Annotated in this window: 23 protein-coding genes and 1 riboswitch; of the genes, 15 read left to right on the top strand and 8 right to left on the bottom strand. The window is 72.8% G+C overall.

What is annotated here, in order from left to right; translation table 11 throughout:
- Positions 1 to 117 precede the first annotated feature (117 nt).
- Positions 118 to 465 carry a hypothetical protein gene (locus tag FB554_RS06405; protein WP_142005212.1) on the top strand — a complete coding sequence of 116 codons (348 nt, stop codon included), beginning with the start codon at positions 118 to 120 and terminating at the stop codon, positions 463 to 465.
- A 36-nt stretch (positions 466 to 501) separates the two neighbouring features.
- Here FB554_RS06405 and FB554_RS06400 read toward each other — a convergent pair whose 3' ends face one another.
- The 3 genes from FB554_RS06400 to FB554_RS06390 form a co-directional block, all read right to left on the bottom strand.
- Positions 502 to 768, bottom strand: a complete 267-nt coding sequence (locus FB554_RS06400; protein WP_142005211.1) for a hypothetical protein — start codon at positions 766 to 768, stop codon at positions 502 to 504.
- Positions 768 to 1,475 (bottom strand): HNH endonuclease family protein, encoded by a 708-nt coding sequence (locus FB554_RS06395; protein ID WP_142005210.1) that lies wholly within the window; start codon positions 1,473 to 1,475, stop codon positions 768 to 770. Before FB554_RS06395 ends, FB554_RS06400 begins: the two co-directional genes overlap by 1 nt.
- 107 nt (positions 1,476 to 1,582) lie before the next feature.
- The gene (locus tag FB554_RS06390; RefSeq protein WP_142005209.1) at positions 1,583 to 2,374 is read right to left on the bottom strand and encodes a DinB family protein; all 792 of its coding nucleotides are present in this window, start codon (positions 2,372 to 2,374) and stop codon (positions 1,583 to 1,585) included.
- Between the two features lie 205 nt (positions 2,375 to 2,579).
- On the opposite strand from FB554_RS06390, the gene FB554_RS06385 reads away from it, so the two are divergent.
- From FB554_RS06385 to FB554_RS06370, 4 genes are all read left to right on the top strand, one after another.
- Complete coding sequence (locus FB554_RS06385) at positions 2,580 to 3,254, top strand: GntR family transcriptional regulator (protein WP_142005208.1); 675 nt, start codon at positions 2,580 to 2,582, stop codon at positions 3,252 to 3,254.
- Between the two features lie 70 nt (positions 3,255 to 3,324).
- The gene (locus tag FB554_RS06380) at positions 3,325 to 4,875 is read left to right on the top strand and encodes an MmgE/PrpD family protein (RefSeq protein ID WP_142005207.1); all 1,551 of its coding nucleotides are present in this window, start codon (positions 3,325 to 3,327) and stop codon (positions 4,873 to 4,875) included.
- Positions 4,875 to 5,774, top strand: a complete 900-nt coding sequence (gene prpB / locus FB554_RS06375) for a methylisocitrate lyase (RefSeq protein WP_142005206.1) — start codon at positions 4,875 to 4,877, stop codon at positions 5,772 to 5,774. The genes FB554_RS06380 and prpB overlap by 1 nt, the downstream gene beginning before the upstream one ends.
- Before the next feature lie 10 nt (positions 5,775 to 5,784).
- Positions 5,785 to 6,969, top strand: a complete 1,185-nt coding sequence (locus FB554_RS06370; RefSeq protein ID WP_142005205.1) for a bifunctional 2-methylcitrate synthase/citrate synthase — start codon at positions 5,785 to 5,787, stop codon at positions 6,967 to 6,969.
- Positions 6,970 to 7,055: 86 nt separating this feature from the next.
- On the opposite strand, the gene panB is transcribed toward FB554_RS06370, so the two are convergent.
- Complete coding sequence (panB, locus tag FB554_RS06365) at positions 7,056 to 7,883, bottom strand: 3-methyl-2-oxobutanoate hydroxymethyltransferase (protein ID WP_211344541.1); 828 nt, start codon at positions 7,881 to 7,883, stop codon at positions 7,056 to 7,058.
- Between the two features lie 73 nt (positions 7,884 to 7,956).
- Between panB and clsA the strand changes: the two genes are divergently transcribed.
- The 10 genes from clsA to gcvP all read left to right on the top strand — a co-directional run bounded on the left by clsA (position 7,957) and on the right by gcvP (position 16,940).
- The gene (clsA, locus tag FB554_RS06360; RefSeq protein ID WP_142005204.1) at positions 7,957 to 8,577 is read left to right on the top strand and encodes a cardiolipin synthase ClsA; all 621 of its coding nucleotides are present in this window, start codon (positions 7,957 to 7,959) and stop codon (positions 8,575 to 8,577) included.
- Entirely contained in the window at positions 8,574 to 9,488 is a 915-nt protein-coding gene (locus FB554_RS06355; RefSeq protein WP_142005203.1) for a DUF881 domain-containing protein, read from the top strand. The genes clsA and FB554_RS06355 overlap by 4 nt, the downstream gene beginning before the upstream one ends.
- On the top strand, positions 9,485 to 9,817 hold the full coding sequence (locus tag FB554_RS06350; protein WP_142005202.1) for a small basic family protein: 333 nt from the start codon (positions 9,485 to 9,487) through the stop codon (positions 9,815 to 9,817). The genes FB554_RS06355 and FB554_RS06350 overlap by 4 nt, the downstream gene beginning before the upstream one ends.
- A 2-nt stretch (positions 9,818 to 9,819) precedes the next feature.
- Positions 9,820 to 10,653, top strand: a complete 834-nt coding sequence (locus tag FB554_RS06345) for a DUF881 domain-containing protein (RefSeq protein ID WP_142005201.1) — start codon at positions 9,820 to 9,822, stop codon at positions 10,651 to 10,653.
- Between the two features lie 38 nt (positions 10,654 to 10,691).
- The gene (gene gcvH, locus FB554_RS06340; RefSeq protein WP_142005200.1) at positions 10,692 to 11,081 is read left to right on the top strand and encodes a glycine cleavage system protein GcvH; all 390 of its coding nucleotides are present in this window, start codon (positions 10,692 to 10,694) and stop codon (positions 11,079 to 11,081) included.
- Positions 11,082 to 11,394: 313 nt separating this feature from the next.
- On the top strand, positions 11,395 to 11,847 hold the full coding sequence (locus FB554_RS06335) for an FHA domain-containing protein (RefSeq protein WP_142005199.1): 453 nt from the start codon (positions 11,395 to 11,397) through the stop codon (positions 11,845 to 11,847).
- The gene (ftsR, locus tag FB554_RS06330) at positions 11,844 to 12,536 is read left to right on the top strand and encodes a transcriptional regulator FtsR (protein ID WP_236022306.1); all 693 of its coding nucleotides are present in this window, start codon (positions 11,844 to 11,846) and stop codon (positions 12,534 to 12,536) included. The genes FB554_RS06335 and ftsR overlap by 4 nt, the downstream gene beginning before the upstream one ends.
- 9 nt (positions 12,537 to 12,545) lie before the next feature.
- Positions 12,546 to 13,052, top strand: a complete 507-nt coding sequence (locus FB554_RS06325; RefSeq protein WP_142005198.1) for a bifunctional nuclease family protein — start codon at positions 12,546 to 12,548, stop codon at positions 13,050 to 13,052.
- A gap of 159 nt (positions 13,053 to 13,211) precedes the next feature.
- A complete protein-coding gene (locus FB554_RS06320; protein WP_392426019.1) occupies positions 13,212 to 13,796 on the top strand; it encodes a MerR family transcriptional regulator in 585 nt (194 codons plus the stop codon).
- Between the two features lie 88 nt (positions 13,797 to 13,884).
- Positions 13,885 to 13,980, top strand: a riboswitch (glycine riboswitch).
- An 83-nt stretch (positions 13,981 to 14,063) separates the two neighbouring features.
- The gene (gene gcvP / locus FB554_RS06315; protein ID WP_142007463.1) at positions 14,064 to 16,940 is read left to right on the top strand and encodes an aminomethyl-transferring glycine dehydrogenase; all 2,877 of its coding nucleotides are present in this window, start codon (positions 14,064 to 14,066) and stop codon (positions 16,938 to 16,940) included.
- Positions 16,941 to 16,977: 37 nt separating this feature from the next.
- Here the strand turns inward: gcvP and FB554_RS06310 are convergent, their stop codons facing one another.
- The 4 genes from FB554_RS06310 to FB554_RS06295 all read right to left on the bottom strand — a co-directional run bounded on the left by FB554_RS06310 (position 16,978) and on the right by FB554_RS06295 (position 24,081).
- On the bottom strand, positions 16,978 to 17,808 hold the full coding sequence (locus FB554_RS06310; protein ID WP_142005197.1) for a siderophore-interacting protein: 831 nt from the start codon (positions 17,806 to 17,808) through the stop codon (positions 16,978 to 16,980).
- A 19-nt stretch (positions 17,809 to 17,827) separates the two neighbouring features.
- The gene (locus tag FB554_RS06305; RefSeq protein ID WP_142005196.1) at positions 17,828 to 19,045 is read right to left on the bottom strand and encodes a pyridoxal phosphate-dependent aminotransferase; all 1,218 of its coding nucleotides are present in this window, start codon (positions 19,043 to 19,045) and stop codon (positions 17,828 to 17,830) included.
- Positions 19,046 to 19,147: 102 nt separating this feature from the next.
- Positions 19,148 to 22,903 carry an AAA family ATPase gene (locus FB554_RS06300; RefSeq protein ID WP_142005195.1) on the bottom strand — a complete coding sequence of 1,252 codons (3,756 nt, stop codon included), beginning with the start codon at positions 22,901 to 22,903 and terminating at the stop codon, positions 19,148 to 19,150.
- Positions 22,900 to 24,081: an exonuclease SbcCD subunit D gene (locus tag FB554_RS06295; RefSeq protein ID WP_142005194.1), complete on the bottom strand. Its 1,182-nt coding sequence runs from the start codon at positions 24,079 to 24,081 to the stop codon at positions 22,900 to 22,902. Before FB554_RS06295 ends, FB554_RS06300 begins: the two co-directional genes overlap by 4 nt.
- Positions 24,082 to 24,133: the final 52 nt, after the last annotated feature.

Raw genomic sequence — 24,133 nt, 5'->3', positions numbered from 1 at the left:
TCGCGAATGACGCTAGAACCTCAACGACGGTTGAGGTCAACGAATGGAGTGCGCGCCCACCCGACAGCTCACCTGCCGGACCTCGCGCGGGGCAGCCGCCGCGGGCAGGCTGGGGTCATGAGCTACAGCCTGGCGTTCTGGAGCGGCGGCGACGCCCTCGACCCGCAGCAGTCGTACGAGACCATGAACGAAGGCCGACGCCTCGACGGCGTGGACGAAGTCAGCTCGGGCGACGTCGAGACCGCGCTCGGGTCGCTGCCCGACTGGCGTCGGGAGGGCAACTTCCTCTTCCCGCCAGGCCCGGTCGTCGACGAGGACCCGGCGTTCGACGTCTACGTCGGCGAGCAGATGGTCGAGATCACCGGCTACAGCGCGGAGGGGGAGCAGATGAACGCCATCATCGACGCGTTGTCGCCCCTGGGGCTGCGGCTCTACGACCCGCAGACCGGCGAGCGGTTCGGCTGAACCGCTCGCCGTCCGCAGGCGAAGCGGCGGCGTAACTCAGATCTGCACGCCGAGGTCGCGCACGTCCACCGATCGGGCGTTGCCCGACTCGTCGGCGCCGGGGTCGCGTCGCAGGTGGCCGACCACCTGCTCCAGCGACGCCTCCTCGGTGAGCGGGGATCCGGTGACCGTGTAGGTGTCGGTCGAGCCGGCGTACGTCGTGCGCACGGTCTTGTCCTCGAGCCACACCTCGAGGTCGCCGGTCACCGCGCCGACCTCGTCGGTCATCACGCCGCCGACCGGGGCGGTCATCTTCTGTCGCATCAGCAGGGTCCCAACATGTTGGTCAGGGCCGACTTCTCGGCCGAGGTCACCGACAGACCGTACTTCTGCTTGGTGAAGGTCCACCGGGTCGCGTAGAGGCAGTGCGACGCGGTCAGCGGCGGCTTCCACGCCTCTGGCCCCTTGTCGCCCTTGGCCTGGTTGAGCGAGTCCCACGACGACACCAGCACCAGCGGGTCGTTGGCGTACTGCGTTTTGCGGGTGGTCGACCAGCCCGCCGCGCCGGAGCGCCAGGCATTGGCCAGCGGCACGATGTGGTCGATGTCGATGTCGCTCGCGGCGTTGAACTTGTTCGCGGAGTACGGGTCGATCCAGGTGCCGGCGAGGTTGGTGCAGGTGCTCGACATCGTGACGTTCTGCCCGTCGCGGTAGAGCGCGGCGTTGCGCGCGTTGCACGCGTCGTTGGGGGCGACCGGCCATCCCCACGTGCTCGCGTCGCGCCAGTGCGGGAACAGGTCGCGGCTGTATCCGGTCATCGAGCCGGCCGCCTTGACGGTCAGGCCGCCGAGGGCGCTGCGGGCCGCGCTCGGCGTCATCGACGAGGTCATGCCCTTCTTCAGCTGGGCGGCTGCGGTGCTACCGGAGACGGTGCCGATCTGCGCGGCCGACGCGGGCTGCGCCGACCAGGCGAGAGCGGCGACCGCGACGACGGCGATCGATGCGGACGTACGTCGGCGTGGACGAATCATGGTGCGGCTCCGGGGGATTGGAGGGGAGGGCCACACCCAGCCCAGCCCACCGCGCGCCTGCGTAGGACAACGCCAGGCAAAGGTTGGGTCAACCCGTGGTGGCCGGGCTAACCGGCCGAGGCGCGCCGCTCGATCACGTCGAGGTCGCGCACGGCGTAGCGATGGTGCTCCCACTCCTCGCCGAGGATCGTGTGCAGGCAGGAGAGCACGGTCTCGGGGTAGTCGGGCCCCCACGGGTTCCTCCGCTGCTCCGCCAGCTGGGCCGGCGTGACCGACCCCAGGAAGTCGCGCACCATCGCGACCCGGTCGGCGCGCACCTCCAGCACCCGGGCGTACGTCGGTGCGGACTCCGCGACTATCGCCGGGTCATAGCCGTCCTCCGCGAACTCGGCGTGCGCGACCCCGATCGGGTGGTAGGCCTCCTCGAACCCCCGCTCGAGCACGGCCCGACCGAGCCAGGTGTCGGTGGCCATCACCAGGTGCCGCAGAGTCTCGGCGAACGACCACTCGCCGTCGACCCGTTCGTCGCTCGTCCCCGGAGGCATCGCCGCCACCCGGTCGAGGGTGCCGGCCCAGGTGCGTTCGAGCGCGGCCCAGGCGTCGCGCAGCCCCGCGGGGTCGGACGCCTCGCGCAGCTCCCGGCCCGGGAAGCGCCGGTCCAGCTCGGCGTCGACGAACGGGCGCACGTCGACCCCGTTGACGAGCAGCGGGTCGTCGCCCTCGAGCAGCCACGGCGAGTCGATGGTGAGGCCACGAGCCTCGACGCCGCGCATCCGGACTCCCGACAGGTCGCAGCCGACGAACCGCGCGCCGGTGAGGTCGCGCCCCTCGATCCGCGCCCCGCGCAGCGCGCCGGGGCCGCTGCCGGCCTTGTCGGATGCCGACCCGTCCACGCCCATCACGTCCTCCTCGGTTCGCCCGGTGACAGCGTGGCGCACGCCACCGACAGCCGTACGCCCGTTGGCCAGATCCCGCTGCGCGTCGCCTGCCCGCGGGCTGACGGAAGCGCCGCCTTGTGTATACACAGATCACCGGCCCGTGCCATACTCGAGCCTGGCAGCCGCCGAAGTCGGCGGCCGATGTATACATACGAGGAGTGAGTCGATGGCCGTCGAGCGCGCCAGTGACCGCGCCTACGCCACGCTCAAGGCCGAGATCGTCGGCTGGGACCTCACCCCCGGCACCGTGCTCGGCGAGGTCGAGCAGGCTGCCCGCCTCGGCGTCTCCCGCACCCCCGTCCGCGAGGCGCTGGCCCGGCTGACCGCCGACGGGCTCGTGGCGCAGCAGGCCGGCCGTGGCCTCGTCGTCACCCAGGTCTCGCTCGACGACGTCGTTCTCCTTTACGAGCTGCGCACCGCGCTCGAGACCCACGCCGCGCGCCTGGCCGCGGCCCGGCGCGACGAGCAGACCTTCCGCGAGCTGGAGACCGAGTTCTCCCGGGTCACCGACGTGCTCGCCTCCGACGACGCCGACCGGCATGGCTACTACGACCTGGTCGAGCGGTTCGACGACGCCATCGACAGCGCCGTCGGCAACCCCTACCTCGTGACCGACCTGCAGGGCCTGCGCTCGCACGTCGCCCGCGCCCGCCGCCTGTCCCGCCGCTCCGACGAGCGGCTCACCCAGGCCGCCTCGGAGCACCTGGCCATCGTGCGCGCGATCCTCGACGGCGACGGCGAGCTCGCCGCCCACGCGACCCATGTGCACCTGAGCAACGCGCTGCGCAACATCCGCGCGACCGACCCCGAGGCCGACACCCCTCCCGCGCGCGTCTCCTGACGCCGAGTGCCCGAATCTGCAAGCCGCACAACCTGATCCGCCGACAACGACGCACGAGAACGAGGAGCACATGAGCAGCACCGCCAGCCACGAGCCGGCCACCCGCCACACCGTTCGCACCTACCGCAGCGAGGAGGAGCTGCCGCGCGAGGAGCAGCTCGCCTGGCGCATCGCCGAGGTGGCGTCCGACCCGGTCGAGGTCGACGACGAGGTCGTCGACATGATCATCAACCGGGTCATCGACAACGCCGCCGTCGCCGCCGCGTCGCTCACCCGCAGCGCTCCCAGCTCGGCGCGCGCCCAGGCCCTCGACCACCCCGTCTCGCGCGGGGGAGCGGGCTCGACGATCTTCGGCGTCGACCTGGAGACCACGACCAGCCCCGAGTGGGCCGCCTGGGCCAACGGTGTCGCCGTGCGCGAGCTGGACTACCACGACACGTTCCTCGCCGCGGAGTACTCCCACCCGGCCGACAACATCCCGCCGATCGTCGCCGTCGCGCAGCACGCCGGCAAGGACGGCGCGGCCCTGGTGCGCGGCATCGCCACCGGTTACGAGATCCAGGTCGACCTGGTGCGCACGGTCAGCCTGCACAAGCACAAGATCGACCACGTCGCCCACCTGGGCCCGTCGGCCGCGGCCGGCATCGGCACCCTGCTCGGCCTGCCGACCGAGGTGATCTACCAGGCCGTCGGCCAGGCGCTGCACACCACGACCGCGACCCGCCAGTCGCGCAAGGGCGAGATCTCCTCCTGGAAGGCGCACGCCCCGGCCCTCGCCGGCAAGATGGCGATCGAGTCGGTCGACCGCGCCATGCGCGGGGAGACCTCACCGAACCCGATCTACGAAGGCGAGGACGGCGTCATCGCCTGGCTGCTGGACGGCCCCGACGCCTCCTACGAGGTGGCGCTGCCGGCCAAGGGCGAGCCCAAGCGCTCGATCCTGGACACCTTCACCAAGGAGCACTCGGCGGAGTACCAGGCGCAGGCCTGGATCGACCTGGCCCGTCGCCTCGGCAACGAGCGCCCCGAGCTGCGCGACCCCGAGCAGGTGACCAGCATCGTGCTGCACACCTCCCACCACACGCACTACGTCATCGGCTCGGGCAGCGGCGACCCGCAGAAGTACGACCCCACCGCCAGCCGCGAGACGCTCGACCACTCGATCCCGTACATCTTCGCGGTGGCGCTGCAGGACGGCGGCTGGCACCACGTCGACTCCTACGCCCCCGAGCGCGCCGGCCGGCCCGACACGGTCGCGCTGTGGCAGAAGATCACCACCGACGAGGACCCCGAGTGGACCCGTCGCTACCACTCCGAGGACCCGCGCGAGAAGGCGTTCGGCGGTCGCGTCGAGATCACCCTCGCCGACGGTTCGCAGGTGGTCGAGGAGATCGCCATCGCCGACGCGCACCCGTTCGGCGCCCGCCCGTTCGTGCGCGAGAACTACGTCGCGAAGTTCCGGATGCTCGCCGAGGGCGTGCTCGCGCCCGAGGAGATCGAGCGCTTCCTGGACCTGGCCGAGCGGCTCCCGTCGCTGACGGCCGAGGAGGTCCGCCAGCTGTCCATCGTCGCGCCGAAGCAGCTGCTGGAGTCGGCGCCTGCCCCGAAGGGACTCTTCTGATGCTGTACGCCGGCACCAGCCCTGCCGAGAAGCGTCGCCTCTTCCGGGAGCGGCTCGCGAGCGGTGAGCTGCTGCGCTTCCCGGGGGCGTTCAACCCGCTGTCGGCCCGGCTCATCGAGCGCAAGGGGTTCGAGGGCGTCTACATCTCCGGCGCGGTGCTCAGCGCGGACCTCGGCCTGCCCGACATCGGCCTGACCACCCTCACCGAGGTGGCCGGGCGCGGGGCGCAGATCGCCCGGATGACCGACCTGCCCGCGATCATCGACGCGGACACCGGCTTCGGCGAGCCGATGAACGTCGCCCGCACGATCCAGACCCTCGAGGACGCCGGCCTGGCCGGTGCGCACATCGAGGACCAGGAGAACCCCAAGCGCTGCGGTCACCTCGACGGCAAGGCCGTCGTCGACGAGGACACCGCGCTCAAGCGCATCCGGGCGGCCGCCGCCGCGCGGCGCGACGACAACTTCCTGATCATGGCGCGCACCGACATCCGGGCCGTCGAGGGTCTGCCGTCGGCGATCGACCGGGCCAAGGCCCTCGTCGACGCCGGCGCCGACGCGATCTTCCCGGAGGCGATGCGCACCCTGGAGGAGTTCGCCGCCGTGCGCGAGGCGGTCGACGTGCCGATCCTCGCCAACATGACCGAGTTCGGGAAGTCCGAGCTGTTCAGCGTCGACCAGCTGCGCGACGTCGGCGTCAACATCGTCATCTGGCCGGTGTCGCTGCTGCGCATCGCGATGGGCGCTGCTGGCCGCGCGCTCGACACGCTGAACGAGGACGGGCACCTGCGCTCCAAGCTCGACGAGATGCAGCACCGCGCCGACCTCTACGACCTCGTCGACTACGAGGCGTACAACCAGTTCGACACCTCCGTCTTCAACTTCACCATCGACCGGTAGGAGAACCGCTGTGGCTGACATCAAGAAGGGCCTTGCCGGTGTCGTCGTCGACTACACCGCCATCAGCAAGGTCAACCCCGAGACCAACTCGCTGCTCTACCGCGGCTACCCCGTCCAGGAGCTGGCCGCGACGCAGCCGTTCGAGGCGGTCGCCTACCTGATGTGGAACGGCGAGCTCCCGACCGAACAGCAGCTCGCCGACCTGCGCGCCACCGAGCGCGCCCACCGGGCGCTGACCCCCGAGGTCAAGCAGGCCATCGACCTGCTGCCGACCAGCGCGCACCCGATGGACGAGGTCCGCACGGCCGTGTCGGCCATCGGCGCGACCGAGACCGCCGGCATCACCAACGTGCTCGACGCCGTCGGGACCCCCGAGGAGAACCTCGAGCGCAGCGTCCGGCTGTTCGCCGCGCTGCCGGCGATCGTGGCGTACGGCCAGCGCCGGCGCCGCGGGGAGGAGGCGGTCGAGCCGCGCGACGACCTCGACTACGCCGCCAACTTCCTGTGGATGACCTTCGGCGAGGAGGCCGACCCGGTCGTCGTCGACGCGTTCAACCGCTCGATGATCCTCTACGCCGAGCACTCCTTCAACGCCTCGACGTTCACCGCCCGGGTCATCACCTCGACCCTCAGCGACCTCTACTCGGCCGTCGTCGGGGCCATCGGCGCCCTCAAGGGCCCGCTGCACGGCGGTGCCAACGAGGCCGTGCTCCACGTCTTCGACGAGATCGGCACCGCCGACAACGTCGCCCCGTGGCTGGACGAGGCGCTCGCCGAGAAGCGCAAGATCATGGGCTTCGGCCACCGCGTCTACAAGCGTGGCGACTCGCGGGTGCCCACGATGAAGACGGCGCTCGACACCCTCGTGGAGCACTACGACCGCCCCGAGGTCGCGGCGCTGTACGACAACCTCGAGTCGGAGTTCGTCTCCCGCAAGGGGATCTACCCCAACCTGGACTACCCGTCCGGGCCGGCGTACAACCTCATGGGCTTCGACACCCTGACGTTCACGCCGCTGTTCGTCGCCTCGCGCATCACCGGCTGGACCGCGCACATCATCGAGCAGCAGGGCGACAACGCGCTGATCCGCCCGCTGTCGGAGTACAACGGTCCCGACGAGCGGCACATCGAGGGCTACGTCCCCGACGCCGCCAACCTCGAGGCCGCCGAGCGCGCCGAGGAGGCCGCGGGCTGATCGACGGCCCCGCACGACGAGACCGGGCCCGGAGGCATACGTCCTCCGGGCCCGGTCTCGTCGTCTCGGCGCTCGCGGTCGTTCGGCTACTTGTCGAAACCGTGCTCGGCCGCCGGGAAGCTCCCGTCGCGCACCTCCCCGGCGTACGTCTGCGCGGCCTCGCGCAGCGCCTCGCCGAGCCGGGCGTACTGCTTCACGAACCGTGGCGCCCAGTCGCCCATCCCGGCCATGTCGGTCCACACCAGGATCTGACCGTCGCAGCCGGGCCCGGCGCCGATGCCGATCGTCGGCACGGCGAGCGCCTCGGTCACCCGCTGCGCGAGGGGCACCGGCACCATCTCCAGCACCACCGCGATCGCTCCGGCGTCGGCGATCGCGCGGGCGTCGGCGAGCAGCTGCTCGGCGTCGTCGCGGCCCTGCACCCGAGGGCCGCCCAGCGCGTGCTCGGACTGCGGCGTGTAACCCAGGTGGCCGACGACCGGGATGCCGGCCTGGGAGATCGCGCGCACCTGCTCCACGACCCGCTCGCCGCCCTCGAGCTTCACGCCGTGCGCGCCGGTCTCCTTCATGAACCGCACGGCGGTGGCGAGCGCCTGCTCGGGGCCGGACTCGTAGGAGCCGAACGGCAGGTCGACCACCACGAACGCCCGGTCGGCGGCCCGGGCCACCCCGCGGGCCGCCGGGATCATGTCCTCGACGGTCACCGGCAGGGTCGTGTCGTGGCCGTGCATCGTGTTACCGATCGAGTCGCCGACCAGCAGCAGGTCGACGCCCGCGGCGTCGAGCAGGGCGGAGGTGACCGCGTCGTAGGCGGTGAGCGCGACGATCTTCTCGCCGCGCTCCTTCATCGCCCGCAGGTGGTGCGCGCGCACGCGCTTGGGGCCGGTGCTGGAGGCAGGGGAGTGTTTCGACACGACCGCGAGCTTACTTCCGCGTTACCTGCTGGGCCGCAGGAACCGCGCCCGGTCCACCCCATAGCATCAAGGCGTGACGCAGGCGAGGCACGAGACGGGTGACGTCCAGCCTGCCGTCAGCCACGCCGTCTGGACGATCCCGAACGCGCTGTCGGCGCTGCGGCTCGTCGGCGTCCCGATCTTCCTGTGGCTGATCCTCGCCGAGCACGACACCGCCGCGCTGATCGTCCTGATGGCCAGCGGCATCACCGACTACCTCGACGGCAAGATCGCCCGCCGCTACGGCCTGATCTCCCGCCTCGGGCAGCTGCTCGACCCGATCGCCGACCGGCTCTACATCATCTCGACCCTGTTCGGGCTCGCGGTGCGCTCGATCATCCCGTGGTGGCTGGTCGTGGTGCTGCTCGCCCGCGACGTGTTCGTGCTGGCGCTGGGCCCGCTGCTGCGCCGCGACCGGCTCCCGATCCCGCCGGTCCACTTCGTCGGCAAGGCGGCAACCTTCAACCTCATCTATGCCTTCCCCCTGATGCTGCTCGGCGAAGGCACCAGCACCCTCGCCGAGATCGCCCGGCCCATCGGGTGGGCCTTCGCGTGGTGGGGCACCGGGCTCTACTGGATCGCCGGCCTGATGTACGCCTACCAGGTCGGCAGCATGGTGCGCGCGGCTCGGCGGGTGGGCAGGAGCACCCCGTGAGCCCCGCCAGTCGATCGCCACGTCCGCGGCCGCCGGTGGGGCAGAGCATGGCGCTGCTCACCGAGCTCATGGAGCACCCGCTCGACGGGTCCTACCAGGACCGCGCCGACGCCCGGGTCGCCCGCGGCGAGCCGGCCGCCACGGGCGGTCGCAGCCCGCTGCTGCTGGTCGTGTGCATCGTGCTCGGCCTGCTGCTGGCGGTGGCCGCCCAGACCCTGCGGGTGCCGCAGGAGCGGGCGAGCGGGCAGCGGCAGGAGATCATCACCCAGATCGAGTCCCGGCAGCGCGGCAACGCCACCCTCGCCAAGCAGATCTCCGGCCTGCGCTCGCAGATCGCGGCCGCCCAGGAGCAGGCGGTCGGCAGCCCGGGGGAGAGCACCCTGGCCGAGCAGCTCTCGCGCACCGAGGCGAGCGCCGGCGCGGTGGCCGTCAGCGGCCCGGGCGTGGTCGTCACCCTCGACGACAGCGCCGGTGCGGAGGCGGCCGGCAGCGACCCGCGCGCGGGCAGCGGGGAGGGAGCCACGCTGACCTCCACCGACCTGCAGATCCTGGTCAACGGGCTGTGGCAGGCCGGCGCCGAGGCGATCAGCATCAACGGGCACCGGCTCACCGCGCTGTCGGCCATCCGGTTCGCCGGCGCGGCGATCCTGGTCGACTACCGCCCGCTCGCCCGGCCGTACGCCATCTCCGCGATCGGCGCCCCCGGACTGTGGGACACCTTCCGCGCCGGGCCGGGCGGGTCGTACCTCGAGTCCACCCGCAGCCAGGTCGACCTCGACGTGAAGGTTAATGTCTCGGAGAAGGTCGACATCCCCGCCGCCGACGCGGCCGCGCTCTACCAGGCCAAGCCCCGTACGCCCGCGACGGCCTCGTCCTCCGCCAGCACCTCGACCCGCAAGGAGACCCCGTGATCCCCGCCGTAGGACTCGTGCTCGGCCTGCTCATCGGGCTGGTGGTCCAGCCCGACGTGCCGACCTGGCTGCAGCCCTACCTGCCGATCGCGGTCATCGCCGCGCTCGACGCGGTGTTCGGGGCGCTGCGGGCGGTGCTGGACGGGATCTTCGACGACAAGGTGTTCGTCGTGTCGTTCCTGTCCAACGTCGTCGTCGCCGCCCTGATCGTCTTCCTCGGTGACCAGCTCGGCGTCGGCTCGCAGCTGTCCACCGGCGTGATCGTCGTGCTCGGGCTGCGCATCTTCAGCAACGTGGCCGCCATCCGTCGACACCTCCTCAAGGCCTGACCATGAGCGAGGAGAAGAGCGACGCGAAGGCCGCGCGCGAGGACCAGCAGAACCCCGCCGAGCCCACGTTGGAGGACCAGAGCGACGCGACGGCCACGAGCAAGGACCAGGCCGGCTCCGGCACCCCGGCGTGGCGCCGGATGGCGCGGGTCGGGTCGCCGCGGGCCACCCGCGGCAAGGTCGTGGCCGCCCTGCTCGCGCTGCTGCTGGGCTTCGCGATGGTCACCCAGGTGCGACAGACGCGCACCAGCGGCCTGGAGAACCTGCGGCAGAGCGACCTCGTGGCGGTGCTCGGCAACGTCAACAACCAGTCGACCCGGCTGCAGCGCGAGGCCAACGACCTCACCCGCACCCGCGACGGGCTGCGCTCGGGCAGCGGCGGCGCCGCGCAGAAGGCGGCCCAGGAGCGCCTGACCACCCTCGGCATCCTCGCCGGGACGGTCGCGGCCACCGGGCCGGGCGTGCGCATCGTCATCAACGACCCGGCCGCGGCGGTCGGCGCGCCCAACCTGCTCGACGCCGTGCAGGAGCTGCGCGACGCGGGAGCCGAGGCGATCCAGATCGGTGACGTGCGGGTGGTGGCCTCGACCTGGTTCGGCACCGACGCCCAGAACAACCTGGTGGCCGACGGGAAGGTGCTGCGCGCGCCGTACACCATCCTCGCCATCGGCGACCCCAGCACCATGGCGACGGCGATGGCCATCCCGGGCGGCGTCACCGAGACCATGCAGCAGCTGGGCGCCCAGCCCGCGGTGACGCAGCAGAAGCAGATCACGGTGAGCGCGTTGCGACCGCTCGAAGCGGCTCGTTACGCTCAGCCGAGCGCGCCCCAGTGACGCGCGACCACCCGTCCGACACGAGGAGAGAGACCCGCATGAGCGACCTGGAGTACCCCGCGAATCTGCGCTACACGAGCGACCACGAGTGGGTCGCCGACCGGGGTGAGGGGATCGTTCGCGTCGGTGTCACCGCCTATGCGCAGGACGCGCTCGGCGACGTCGTCTACGTCAGCCTCCCCAACAAGGGCGACACGGTCGCGGCCGGCGACTCCTGCGGCGAGGTCGAGTCGACCAAGTCGGTGAGCGACCTGTACTCGCCGCTCGACGGCGAGGTCACCACCGTCAACGACGCCCTCGAGAGCTCGCCCGAGCTGGTCAACTCCGACCCCTACGGCGACGGCTGGATGTACGAGATGTCGGTCGCCGACAGCGCGGCGATCGGCGAGCTGATGGACGCCGACGCCTACCGCTCGTCGCTCGCCTGAGGCACCCGCTCACCCCTTCGCCCCCTAGGGTGGATTCGTCCCGAGCCTGTCAGGGCCGGGGCATAGACTGACAGCACCGAGGTCAGCCACGGGGTCGCGCCCGCAACCGCCGCACGTGCACACGTGAGCACGCGTGGGGCGGCAGCTCCTCCGGCAGTGCCCGTCGCCCGTCGACGGCGCCGCCCGGAGCGCGACACCCACGGCCGGCCCCGGCGGCGCCGACCCGGCGCCACTGGTGACCGGCGACCGCGAGGTCGCCCCGTTGACCCACCACCGCCCAGGCGGGGTGGCGCAGAAGACTGGGAGGTGGACGATGTCCGACAGCAACGGCGATTATCTGGACGACCCCACGACGGCGAGGCTGCCTCGGTTCACCGAGCCGGAGAGCCCGGAGTTCGTGCCCGAGGCCGAGGCTCGGCTCGGCACGAGCGACCAGGCGACCGTCGACGCGCTGCGTCCGGGCACCGCGCTGCTGATCGCGCTGCGTGGCCCCAACACCGGCGCCCGCTTCCTGCTCGACTCCGACGAGGTCAGCACCGGTCGTCACCCCGACAGCGACATCTTCCTCGACGACGTCACGGTCTCCCGCCGCCACGCGATCTTCCGCCGCACGCCCGAGGGCTTCCAGGTGCAGGACGTCGGCTCGCTCAACGGCACCTACGTCAACATGCAGCTGGTCGACTCGGCCACCCTGCGCACCGGTGACGAGGTCATGGTCGGCAAGTTCCGCCTCGTCTATCACGGCAGCCCGCAGCAGACCCCGTGACCGCTCCGACCTCGCCCGGTGGGCGCGGCCTGACGATCGGTGCGGTGCTGGAGCAGCTGCGCGAGGAGTTCCCCGACCTCACCGTGTCCAAGGTGCGCTTCCTCGACGCCCAGGGGCTGGTGTCCCCGCAGCGACGCGAGTCCGGCTACCGCGAGTACACCCCCCGCGACATCGAGCGGCTGCGCTTCGTGCTGGCCGCCCAGCGCGACCGGTTCTGGCCGCTGAAGGTCATCCGCGAGGCGCTCGATGCCTTCGACCGCGGCCTCGCGCCCGACATCGCCCCCGAGGGTCGGCCGGCGCCACCGCCCGTCGCCGAGAGCGACCGGTCGGTCCCGGCCGCGACCGAGCTGGCCGAGGAGACGCCCGAGCTGCGGCTGACCCGCGCCGAGCTGGCCGAGCACTCGGGTCTCACCGGCACCGCGGTGGCCGAGCTGGAGACGTTCCACCTGGTGCGACCGGGGGAGTCGGGTCACTTCTCGGCCGCCGACCTGGAGGTGGCGCGCTCGGCCAAGGCGCTGGAGGCGTACGGCCTCGGCGGGCGCCACCTGCGCGCGTTCCGGCTCGCGGCCGACCGCGAGGTCGGGCTGGTCGAGCAGGCCGCCGGCAGCTCGCCCGAGCGCCGCGCCGAGGTCCTGGCCGCCTGCCTTGCCCTGCACGTGGCTCTCGTGAAGGGCGGGCTGCACGGGTAGCCTGGGAGGGTGCGAAAGGTCGAGGTTCTCGGAGTCCGGGTCGAGATGCCCACCAACCAGCCCATCGTGCTGCTGCGCGAGCTCGACGGTGGCCGTCACGTGCCCATCTGGATCGGGGCGCCCGAGGCCAGCGCGATCGCCTACGCCCAGCAGGGGGTGACCCCGCCGCGGCCGCTCACCCACGACCTGCTGGTGCAGGTCATCAGCGAGCTGGGGCACCAGCTCGACGAGGTGCACATCACCAGACTGGACGAGATGGTCTTCTACGCCGAGCTCGTCATGGACGGCGGTGACCGCACCGTGGAGTCGCGCTCGTCCGACGCCATCGCGGTGGCGCTGCGCAGCAACGTCCCGATCCTGGTCGACGAGGCGGTGCTGGACGAGGTGGGCGTGATCGTCCCCGACGACGACGCCGACCAGGAGGTCGAGCGGTTCCGCGAGTTCCTCGACCACGTCTCGGCCGAGGACTTCGAGCAGGAGTCGGGCCGCGAGGGCGAGGGCGACGATGACCGCTAACCGTCAACTGCAGGGTGAGGGTTGTTCGGCCGTGCTGCGACACGCCGGCCGTTCGGGCCCGCGGTCGTTGCTTCCGGGTGCGCCCGGCCATAGCGTCAGCCACAGCACAGACCAACTTTTCGCGGCGGACAACCCGCCCAGGGCACGTCGGAGGTAGCCGTGGTCAACACGGGCGAGGCACGGTCCCAGAAGTCGGCGGCTCCCGCACCGCTCCAGGAGCCGCTGTTCACCGAGGACCTGCCGGAGTCGATGACCGACGCGGTCGGCTATCGCGGGCCGGCGGCCTGCCGCGCGGCCGGCGTGACCTACCGCCAGCTGGATTACTGGGCCCGCACGGGGCTGCTCGAGCCGTCGGTGCGCAACGTGACCGGGTCCGGCCACCAGCGGCTCTACAGCTTCCGCGACATCCTCGTGCTCAAGGTCATCAAGCGACTGCTGGACACCGGCGTCTCGCTGCAGCAGATCCGGGTGGCGGTCGGCGCCCTGCGCGAGCACGGCGTGGCCGACCTCGCCGGCATCACGCTGATGTCCGACGGCGCCTCGGTCTACGAGTGCACCTCCGACGACCAGGTCATCGACCTGATGCGCGGCGGTCAGGGCGTGTTCGGCATCGCGCTCGGCTCGGTCTGGCGCGAGGTCGAGGGCACCCTGTCCGAGCTGCCCAGCGAGCGCCCGGAGAGCGAGCTGCCCGCCGAGCACCCGGGCGACGAGCTGCGCGCCCGGCGCGAGCGCAAGACCGGCTGAGCCGGCCACCACCAGCAGCACCGACACGTCCGCGGCCCGAACGGGAACCGCGGACGTTCGTCGTCGCTGGTAGATTTGGGTCTGCCGACGACACCGAGCGGGAGAGTCCCCGAGCCGACCGGCCCGGGGCGCCGAAGGGGCAAACTCCCCACAACCTCTCAGGCGCCAGGACCGCTCGGGTAGGCAGCTCTGGAGCACGCGTTCGCGACAGAGGGGGACGTGCACGGCGTGGTCGCCGCGCGCGGCCACCTCGACCGGGAGATGCTCATGACCGACGCGACCGCCCAGGCCCCCGACTTCGTCAGCCGGCACATCGGTCCTGCCGACGAAGACCTCGCCGCGATGCTGCAGACCATCGGCAGCGACTCGCTCGCCACCCTGCTCGACAAGGCGATCCCCAGCGTTATCCGCAGCCGGGCTGCCCTCTTGCTCGACGCCGCCGACTCCGAGCCGGCCGTCATCGCCGAGCTGCGGGCCAAGGCGGCGCGCAACACCGTGCTGACCTCGATGATCGGCCTCGGCTACTACGGCACCCACACCCCGGGCGTGATCCGGCGCAACATCCTGGAGAACCCCGCCTGGTACACCGCCTACACGCCCTACCAGCCCGAGATCTCCCAGGGCCGGCTCGAGGCGCTGCTGAACTTCCAGACCGTCGTCAGCGACCTGACCGGCCTGGCGACCGCCGGCGCCTCGCTGCTCGACGAGGCCACCGCCGTCGCCGAGGCGATGACGCTCATGCGCCGCGGGAGCAAGGTCGACAAGGACGCCGTCCTGCTGGTCGACAGCCAGCTCATGCCGCAGTCGATCGCCGTGACCCGCACCCGCGCCACGCCGCTCGGGATCGAGCTGGTCGTCGCCGACCTGCACGACGTGTCCGACGCCGACGGGCTGCGCGCCGCCGCGGGCGACCGCGAGGTGTTCGGCGTCGTCGTGCAGTACCCCGGGGCCGACGGCCGCATCGTCGACTGGACGGCGCTGGCGTCGGCCGCGCACGAGGCCGGCGCGCTGGTCACCGCCGCGGCCGACCTGCTGGCCCTCACCCTGCTCACCCCGCCCGGGGAGTGGGGCGCCGACATCGCGGTCGGCACGAGCCAGCGCTTCGGCGTCCCGATGGGCTTCGGCGGCCCGCACGCCGGCTACATCAGCGTGCGCTCCGGCCTGGAGCGCACCATGCCCGGCCGACTCGTCGGGGTGAGCGTCGACGCCGACGGGGCGCCGGCGTACCGCCTGGCGCTGCAGACCCGCGAGCAGCACATCCGGCGCGAGAAGGCCACGTCCAACATCTGCACCGCGCAGGTGCTGCTGGCCGTCATGGCCTCGATGTACGCCGTCTACCACGGGCCGCAGGGGCTGCGCCGGATCGCGCTGGAGACGCACGCGAAGGCGCGGGCGCTGCACGACGCGCTCGAGGCAGGCGGGGTCGAGGTCATCCCCGAGCACTTCTTCGACACCGTCACCGCGGTCGTCGCCGGGCGCGCCGACGCCGTCGTCGCCGCGGCGCTCGAGCGGGGCATCAACGTCTGGAAGGTCGACGCCGACCACGTGTCGGTCAGCGTCGACGAGACCACGACCGACGCCGAGCTGGCCGCGGTGGCCACCGCCTTCGGCGTCAACGCGCCCACGCCCGAGGTGGCCGAGCCGCAGTGGCCGAGCGAGCTGGTGCGCACCAGCGACTACCTGGAGCACCCGGTGTTCCACAGCCACCACAGCGAGACGGCGATGCTGCGCTACCTGCGCGCCCTCGCCGACCGCGACTACGCCCTCGACCGCGGCATGATCCCGCTCGGCTCGTGCACGATGAAGCTCAACGCCACCACGGAGATGGAGGCGGTGACCTGGCCGGAGTTCGCCAACCTGCACCCGTTCGCCCCCGCCGCGCAGAGCGAGGGCATCCGCGAGCTGATCCACGACCTGGAGGGCTGGCTGTGCACGATCACCGGCTACGACGCGGTGTCGCTGCAGCCCAACGCCGGGTCGCAGGGTGAGTTCGCCGGGCTGCTGGCGATCCACGCCTACCACCAGGCCAACGGCGACCACGAGCGCAAGATCTGCCTGATCCCCGCGTCCGCGCACGGCACCAACGCCGCCAGCGCGGTCATGGCCGGCATGAAGGTGGTCGTGGTCAAGACCGCCGCCACCGGCGAGGTCGACCTGGACGACCTGAAGCAGAAGATCAAGGAGCACGGCGAGACGCTCGCCGCGATCATGGTCACCTACCCCTCCACGCACGGCGTCTTCGAGGACACCATCACCGAGCTGTCCTCGCTCGTGCACGAGGCGGGCGGCCAGGTCTACGTCGACGGGGCCAACCTCAACGCGCTCATCGGCCACGCGCAGCCGGGCGACTTCGGCGGCGACGTGTCGCACCTGAACCTGCACAAGACGTTCTGCATCCCGCACGGCGGGGGCGGCCCCGGCGTCGGCCCGGTCGCGGTCCGCAGCCACCTGGCGCCCTACCTGCCGAACCACCCGCTGTCGCAGGAGGCCGGGCCCGCCACGGGCGTCGGCCCGATCTCGGCCGCCCCGTTCGGCTCGGCGTCGATCCTGCCGATCTCGTGGGCGTACGTCCGGCTCATGGGCGGCGCCGGCCTCACCAAGGCGACCGAGACCGCGGTGCTGTCGGCGAACTACGTCGCGGCGCGGCTGAAGGAGCACTACCCGGTGCTCTACGGCGGCACCGACGGGCTCATCGCCCACGAGTGCATCCTCGACCTGCGCGGCATCACCAAGGACACCGGCGTGACCGTCGACGACGTCGCGAAGCGGCTCATCGACTACGGCTTCCACGCGCCGACCATGTCCTTCCCGGTGGCCGGCACCCTGATGGTCGAGCCGACCGAGAGCGAGAGCCTCGCCGAGCTGGACCGCTTCTGCGACGCGATGATCGCGATCCGCGAGGAGATCCAGGCCGTCGCCGACGGCACGGTCGCGGTCGCGGACTCGGTGCTGCGGGGCGCTCCGCACACCGCGCAGTCGATGGCGGGGGAGTGGGACCACCCCTACACCCGCTCCGAGGCGACCTACCCGGCCGGCGTCGACCCGCTGCGCAAGTACTGGCCGCCGGTCCGTCGCATCGACGGCGCGTACGGCGACCGCAACCTCATCTGCTCCTGCCCCTCGCCGGAGGCGTTCGAGGACTGAGCCGGCCCACCCTGCGCAGCGCTCGGGCGCGCCGGTCTCACAGGCCGGCGCGCTCGAGCGCTTCGTCGTAGCGCTCGGTGGCCTCGGCGTCGGAGCACCCCTCGGCGACCGCCCTGTCGTAGACGGCCAGCAGCTGCTCCTGCACCGGCGCGAACCGCTCGGCCCAGCGCTCCTGCTTCTCGCGCCAGTAGCCGAGGACGTCGAGCTGCCTTGTCTCCCAACGGTTCTCGCGGCGCAGCAGCTTGCGCACCGCGCGCGCCTGGGCGGCCTCGGCCCCCAGCCAGCAGTAGCCCCGGCCCGCGGGGAGCTCGAGGTCGGTGACGGTCCGGCCGAGGCGGCTCGGGGCCAGGCCGTTGCCCGACCCGACGACCGGCACCAGGCGTACGGCGGTGGGGAGGGGTGGCAGATAGCCCAGGTCGCTCTCGTCCGCCACCTCCACGACCGCGACGACCGGCACCTGCTGCGGCAGCTCCTCGACGATCCGCGCCAGGGCGGGCAGCCCGGCGAGGTCGGCCACGAGCAGCTGCCAGTCGGTCTCGGGCTGCGGGGCGTACCACGAGTGGCCGTACGCCAGCGTCACCTGCGCACCCGGTGCGGCGGCGGCCGCCCACGCGGCCGCGTGCCCGTGGCCGTGCAGCACGACGTCGAGGGTCACGCGGTCGCCGTCCTGCGCGCGCACGGAGTAGTTGCGCGCCGTGGGCGCGCCGCCGCCCGGCGCGGGGAGGTAGACGCCGACGGCCGCGTCCGGCACGTCCGGCACGGTGAGGCGGGCGGGCTCGGCAACCTCCAGCACGAGGCGGCGGATGCGCGGGCTGCCCGTCGGCTGCGCTGTCACGACGGTCGCGAGCGACTCCGGCGGGGCGGTCATCGGGCAGCCACGCCGGGGCTCAGGCGCGCAGCGTGGCGAGGTGGTCGGCGATGCGCTCGATCGCCTCGGTGAGCATCTCGACGTCGGGGAGCGTCACCAGGCGGAAGTGGTCGGGCTCCGGCCAGTTGAACCCGGTGCCGTGGGTGACCAGGAGCTTCTTGGCGCGCAGCAGCCCGATGACGAACTCCTCGTCGTCCTCGATCGGGTAGACGTCGGGGTCCAGCCGCGGGAAGCAGTAGAGCGCGCCCTGCGGGCGCTCGCAGCTGACGCCCGGGATGTCGTTGAGCAGCTTGTACGCCGTCATGCTCTGCTCGTAGAACCGGCCGCCGGGGACGATGAGGTCGTCGATCGACTGGTATCCGCCGAGCGCGGTCTGGATGGCGTGCTGCGCCGGGACGTTGGCGCACATGCGCATGTTGGCCAGCAGGGTCAGGCCCTCGAGGAAGTCCTCGGCGAGGTGCTTGGGGCCGGAGATCATCAGCCAGCCGGCGCGGTAGCCGCAGACGCGGTACGCCTTCGACAGCCCGCTGAACGTCAGGCACAGCACGTCGTCGCCGGCGAACGAGGCGGTGTGGTGGTGCTGCAGCCCGTCGAAGACGATCTTCTCGTAGATCTCGTCGGAGAAGATGACCAGGTCGTGCTTGCGGGCGATCTCGACCAGGTCGCGCACCAGCTGCTCGGAGTAGACCGCGCCGGTCGGGTTGTTCGGGTTGATGATCACCAGGGCCTGGGTGTTCTCGGTGATCTTGGACTCGATGTCTTCGAGGTCGGGCTGCCAGCCGTTGCTCTCGTCGCACAGGTAGTGCACCGGCACCCCGCCGGACAGCGAGACCGCCCCGGTCCACAGCGGGTAGTCGGGGGCCGGCACCAGGATCTCGTTGCCGTCGTCGACGAACGCCTGCAGCACCATGCTGATCAGCTCGGACACGCCGTTGCCGATGAACACGTCCTCGACCGAGGTGTCGCGCAGCCCGCGGCCCTGGTAGTACTGCGCGACCGCCGTCCGCGCGGAGTAGATGCCCTGGGAGTCGGAGTAGCCCTGGGCCTCGGGCAGGTGGTGCACCATGTCGGCGACGATCGCCTCGGGGGCCTCGAACCCGAACGGTGCCGGGTTGCCGATGTTGAGCTTGAGGATCCGGTGCCCCTCGGCCTCGAGCCGCTGAGCCTCGACCAGGATCGGTCCGCGCACGTCGTAGCGGACGTTCTTCAGCTTGTCGGACTGCCGGATCTCACGCACCGGCCCAGGGTCGCACAACGCGTCCCCTCCGCCGGGGTGCGCCTCGCCGTGCGGACGGGCCGCGACGGGGGTCCGCCGTGACCTCGTCGAGGTGCAGCGAGGTCACGCGGGCACCGCGGCATCGGTGGGCAGCTGGACGTGCAGGCTCGAGCCCGACTCGGACTTGCGGACCTCGATCTGAGCCGGGATGCGCTGGCGCAGCTCGGCGAGGTGGCTGACGATGCCCACCGTGCGGCCGCCCTCGCGCAGCTGGTCGAGCACGTCGAGCACGTGGTCGAGGCTCTCGTCGTCGAGGCTGCCGAAGCCCTCGTCGACGAACAGCGTCTGCAGCGGACGCCCGCCGGCGTCGTGCTGGATGGCGTCGCCGAGCGCGAGGGCCAGGGCGAGGGAGGCGAGGAACGTCTCCCCGCCGGACAGGCTGGCGGTGGCCCGCTGCTCACCGGTCCAGGCGTCGTCGACCTTGAGCCCGAGCCCGCCGCGGGTGTTGCGGGCGCCGTTGCTGACGTCGTGGACGAGCCGGAACCGTCCGGAGGTCATCGTGGCCAACCGGTCGTTGGCGAGCCGGACGATGTGCTCGAGCCGCGCGGCGAGGACGTAGGCCGACAGCCGCATCCGCAGCTCGGCCTCCGAGCCGCGCGCACCCGACACCACGGCGGACAGCCGCTCAAGCCGGTCACGCCGCTCGACCAGCGGCGCCAACGCCTCGCCGGCGGTCGCGATCCTGGCTCCCGCGGAGCGGACCGTGCGGGCGTCGCGCTCGAGCTGGGCCGCGCGGCGCTGCGCCTGGGTCCACCGGCCCTGCTGCTGGGTGACCCGCTGGGCCAGCGCCGCGACGTCGGGCGGGTCGGCCTCGAAGGACCGTGCCACCTCGGCGTCGTCCAGCACGCGGGCGGCGTCTCGCCGGGCGTCCTCGCGCTCGCGGATGGTGCGGGTGAGCTCCTCGATGCGCCGCGGGTCGCGCTGCGCGGCCCGGGCGGCCGCCGGGTCGGCGAGCTGCGCCTCGGTGAGCGCCGCCGCCAGGCGGTCGCGCGCGGCGGTGAGGGCACGGGCGGCCTCGGCCTCCTCGCGCTGGGCGCTGGACCAGTCGCGCACGGCGTCGTGCCGGCGCCGGTGGGCCCCGTCCAGCGCGGTCGCCGCCGCGTCAAGGCTGTCTGCCGCGGCGCGTCCCTCGGTCGCCGCGGTCGGGTCGAAGGAAGCCTCAGAGGGCTGCCCCCCGTCGAGCAGGAACGCGTCGAGGGTGCCTTGGACGGCCACGGCCGAGCTCTGCGCCGCCCCGGCTCCCTCGCCCGTCGCCCCGGCGCCCTCGCCCGACGCCTCGGGCGGGTGTGCCGCGCTCTCGCCGATGTCGCCCAGCAGGGCCAGCAGCTCGTCGGCGTCGTCGAGCGGCCAGCAACCCGCCCCGGCCTCGGCCGCCACCACCTCGGGCTCGCCGCCGCAGGCGCACCGGCGGTCGTGCTCCACCCGGGCGGCCCTGGCTCGCGCGCTGCCGGCAGCGACGTCGGCCGCCGTCTCGCGCAGCCGGGCCCGCGCGGCGACCCGGTCGAGCTCGCTCTGACGTACGGCATCGGCATGGTCACCCAGCTCCTCGCGCAGCGAGGCCAGCTCGAGCTCGAGCCGCTCGTGCTCGTCGCGAGCGGCCGTGCAGCGGCGGCGCCAGTCGCGCGCGCTGCGGTCGACCTGCGTCAGCCAGCCCGCGACCTCGGTGAGGTCCACGGCCCGCACCTGCGGTGGCGGGGACACCGTGCCGGCCCCGGGTGAGCCTTCACCGCGCGCGAGGTCCGCGACGGCGGACAGCGCGGCCGCCAGCTCGGACTCGCCACCCTCCACCCGCTCCGCGGCGCGCTCGGCGACGCGAGATGCCTCGACCTCGGCGACACGGGCGTGCTCGGTGGCCTCGGCGGCGGCATCGAGCTGGGCGTCGGAGACCAGCTCGGGGTCGCTGCCATGGGCAGGGTCGGGGTGCGCGAGCGACCCGCACACCGGGCACGGCTCGTCGTCGCGCAGGTCGAGCGCCAGACGCGCGGTGACCTGCCCGCGCCAGGTGGCCTGCAGGGCGTCCTGGGCCGCCTTCGCGTCGCGGTGCTGGTCGAAGCGTGCAGTGAGCTGCTCGCCGGAGGTGCGGGCGGCCCGCTGCCGCTCGGTGAGCTGGTCGAACCGTTGCTGCGCGGCCTCGCAGGCGGTGACGAGCTGCTCAGCGCGGGGGAGGGCGGCACCGTCGCCGACGCTCGTGAGGGCCGCCGCCAGCGACGACTCGCGAGCCCGCAGCCGCTCGGTCGCCGCGGCCTGCTCCACGGCCTCGGCGCGGTGCGCGGCGAGCTCTTCGGCGGCGCGCACGGCGTCGCGGAGCCGGGCTGCGACACGGCGCGTCTCGGTGACGTGCTCGTGCAGCGCCGGGGAGGCCACAGCAAGGCGCGCCAACCAGTCGTCGGCAGACATCGGCGCCGGCACGTCGTCGGGCGTGCCGTCGGGGCTTCCGTCGTCGCCTGCCGCGGGGGAGCGGTGCGCAGACCTGCTCGCGGGGGAGCGGTGCGCAGACCTGCTCGCGGGGGAGTCGTGGGCAGACGAGGTGGGGTCGCCACCGGCCGCGGCACCGCTGTCGCCGCTGTCGCCGTCCGAGGCAGCAGACGCGGCCGACCCTCGGGGGACGAAGTCAGGCACCGCCGAGTCGCGGACCGCGGCGGCCTCGCCGTGGCGGGTCTGGGCGGCGGCGACCTGCTGGAGCGGGGCGACGACCAGCAGCGCGCGCTGCGCAGCGGCCAGCTCGTCGCGGTCGGCGGCCAGGGCTGCCCTGGCCTCGTCGCTGTCGAGCCGCTGCAGGGCGGCGCGGGCACGCTCGCCCCGGGCGCGCAGGTCGCGAGTCTGCTCACCACGGGTGAGTGCCTCGCGGGCGGTGTCGAAGGCACTCCGGGCGGCGTCGGACTGCTCCTCCGCGGCTGTCGCTCGCTCACCCAGCTCGGCGGCGAGGCCGGCCACGTGGTCGCGCAGCGCGACGGGGTCGGACACGGCGGGCAACGACGCGCCGGTCGCGCCAGCCCCATCGTCTTCCTCGACCTCCGCACGGTCCTCGACCTCTCGCTCGACGACCTCTCCCGCATCCTCGGCTGCCGCGCGCTCACGTGAACGCGAACCATGCTGTGCGACAACGGTTTCCGAAAGGTCGTCGGCAGAATCGTCATCGTCGTCGTCCAGGTGGCTGAGCACCGACTCCACCAGCGACCGTGCTTCGAGCAGCGGCCGGGTCTGCTCGGCGACCTGCTCGCGGGCGGCGCTGGTCGACTCGGCGAACCACCGCTCGACGTCCTCGAACCGCTGGATGTCGAACAGCCGGCGCAGCACGGCGGCGCGCTCGTCGGGGCCGGCGTGCAGGAAGGTCGCGAACTGTCCCTGCGGCAGCAGCACCACCTGGGCGAACTGCGCGAGCTGCAGACCGAGCGCGGTGTCGACGTGCTGCTGCACCTCCTGCACCTTGCTGGAGACCTCGCTCCACGAACCCTCGCGCAGCTCCTCGAGGCGCACGGTCGAGCGCAGCCGCAGGGTGCCCTCGCCGCGCTTCTTGGGACGCTCGTGCTCGGGTGAGCGCACGAAGCGCAGCCGTCGACCGGCGACCGTCATCTCGAGGGACACCTCTGGCCGGACGTCGCCGCGGGCGAACCTCGACGCTGGGGCCGCCACCCCGGCTCGGGCGCCGGGCAGGGCGCCGAAGATCGCGAAGCAGACGGCGTCGAGGATCGAGGTCTTCCCGGCACCGGTGGGCCCGTGCACCAGGTGCAGGCCCGCCTCGCCGAGACCGTCGAAGTCGATCTCGTGCTCGCCCGGGAACGGCCCGAAGGCCTGCAGGCGCAGCCGGTGCAGCCTCATGCCGCCCCCGTGGTGCCTCTGCCGGCGTCGTCGGCCCGCTCGGCGCCGGACGTCTCGCGGTCGGCACCGCGCCGCTGCACGGCCGCGCCGTCGATCGCCTCGCGCAGCAGCTCCTGCTCGGACTCGTCGGCGTCGCGGCCCAGGACGTGCTCGACGAAGTCGCAGCACAGCTGCAGGTCGGTGCGTCCGCGCACCCGGTCGGCATAGCTGCGCAGGTCGCCCTGCCGCGAGGGGGCGTCGATCTCGAGGCGCAGGCAGTGCGGGAAGCGGGTGCGCAGCCGCTCCATCGCGCGGGGAGCGTGCTCGGTGAGCGTGGCCTCGACCCAGGAGCCGGCGTGGTCCGCGAGCGCCGGGTCGTCGAGCAGCTGCTCGAGGCTGCCGCGCAGCCGGGCCAGCGGCCGCAGCACCGGAGCCGGCAGCTCGCGCACCGCGAGGCCGTGCTCGTCGAGGTCGACCAGGAGCGAGGACTTGGACCGGCCGGCCTCGGAGAAGGACATGGCGACCGGGGAACCGGAGTATCGAACCCGCTCGCTCAGCTGCTGCGGCCGGTGCAGGTGGCCGAGCGCGGCATAGTCGAACGCGTCGAACACCTCGGCGGGGACGACGCCGAGTCCACCCACCGAGACGTCACGCTCGGAATCCGTCGTGGTCGCCCCGGCGGCGAACACGTGGGCCATAACCACCGAGGGCAGGTCGCCGGAGCGCGCGTCGGCGATGCGGTCGGTGACCGCGCGCAGCACCCCGGCGTGGCTGCGCTCGCCGGCGCCGAGCCGGTCGGCGGCGAACGCGGGCTCGAGATAGGGCACCGGGAAGATCTCGACGCCGCCGATGCGCACCGGCTCGGTGAGGCTGTCGGCCGTGGTGCGCACGTGCACCCCGGCCGCGGCCAGCACCTCGTCGGCGAAGCCGAGACGCGCGGGGGAGTCGTGGTTTCCCGCGCTCAGCACGACCTGCGCGCCGGCCCGGCGCAGCCGGCCCAGGGTGCGACTCAGCAGCCGGACGGCGTCGGGCGGAGGGAGGGCGCGGTCGTACACATCCCCCGAGACGAGGACCGCCTCGACCTGCTCCCGCTCCACGGTGGCGACCAGGTCGTCGAGGAACAGCTCCTGGGCAGGCAGCAGCCCGACACCGTGGAAGGCCCGACCCAGGTGCCAGTCGGAGGTGTGCAGGAACCGCATGCCTGCAGGGTAGGAGCGGCCACCGACAGCCCCCAGGAGGCACGCGGCGGGT

It is taken from the genome of Barrientosiimonas humi, from assembly GCF_006716095.1.
GTDB lineage: Bacteria > Actinomycetota > Actinomycetes > Actinomycetales > Dermatophilaceae > Barrientosiimonas > Barrientosiimonas humi.
This window is presented reverse-complemented; position numbering and strand designations above follow the sequence as displayed.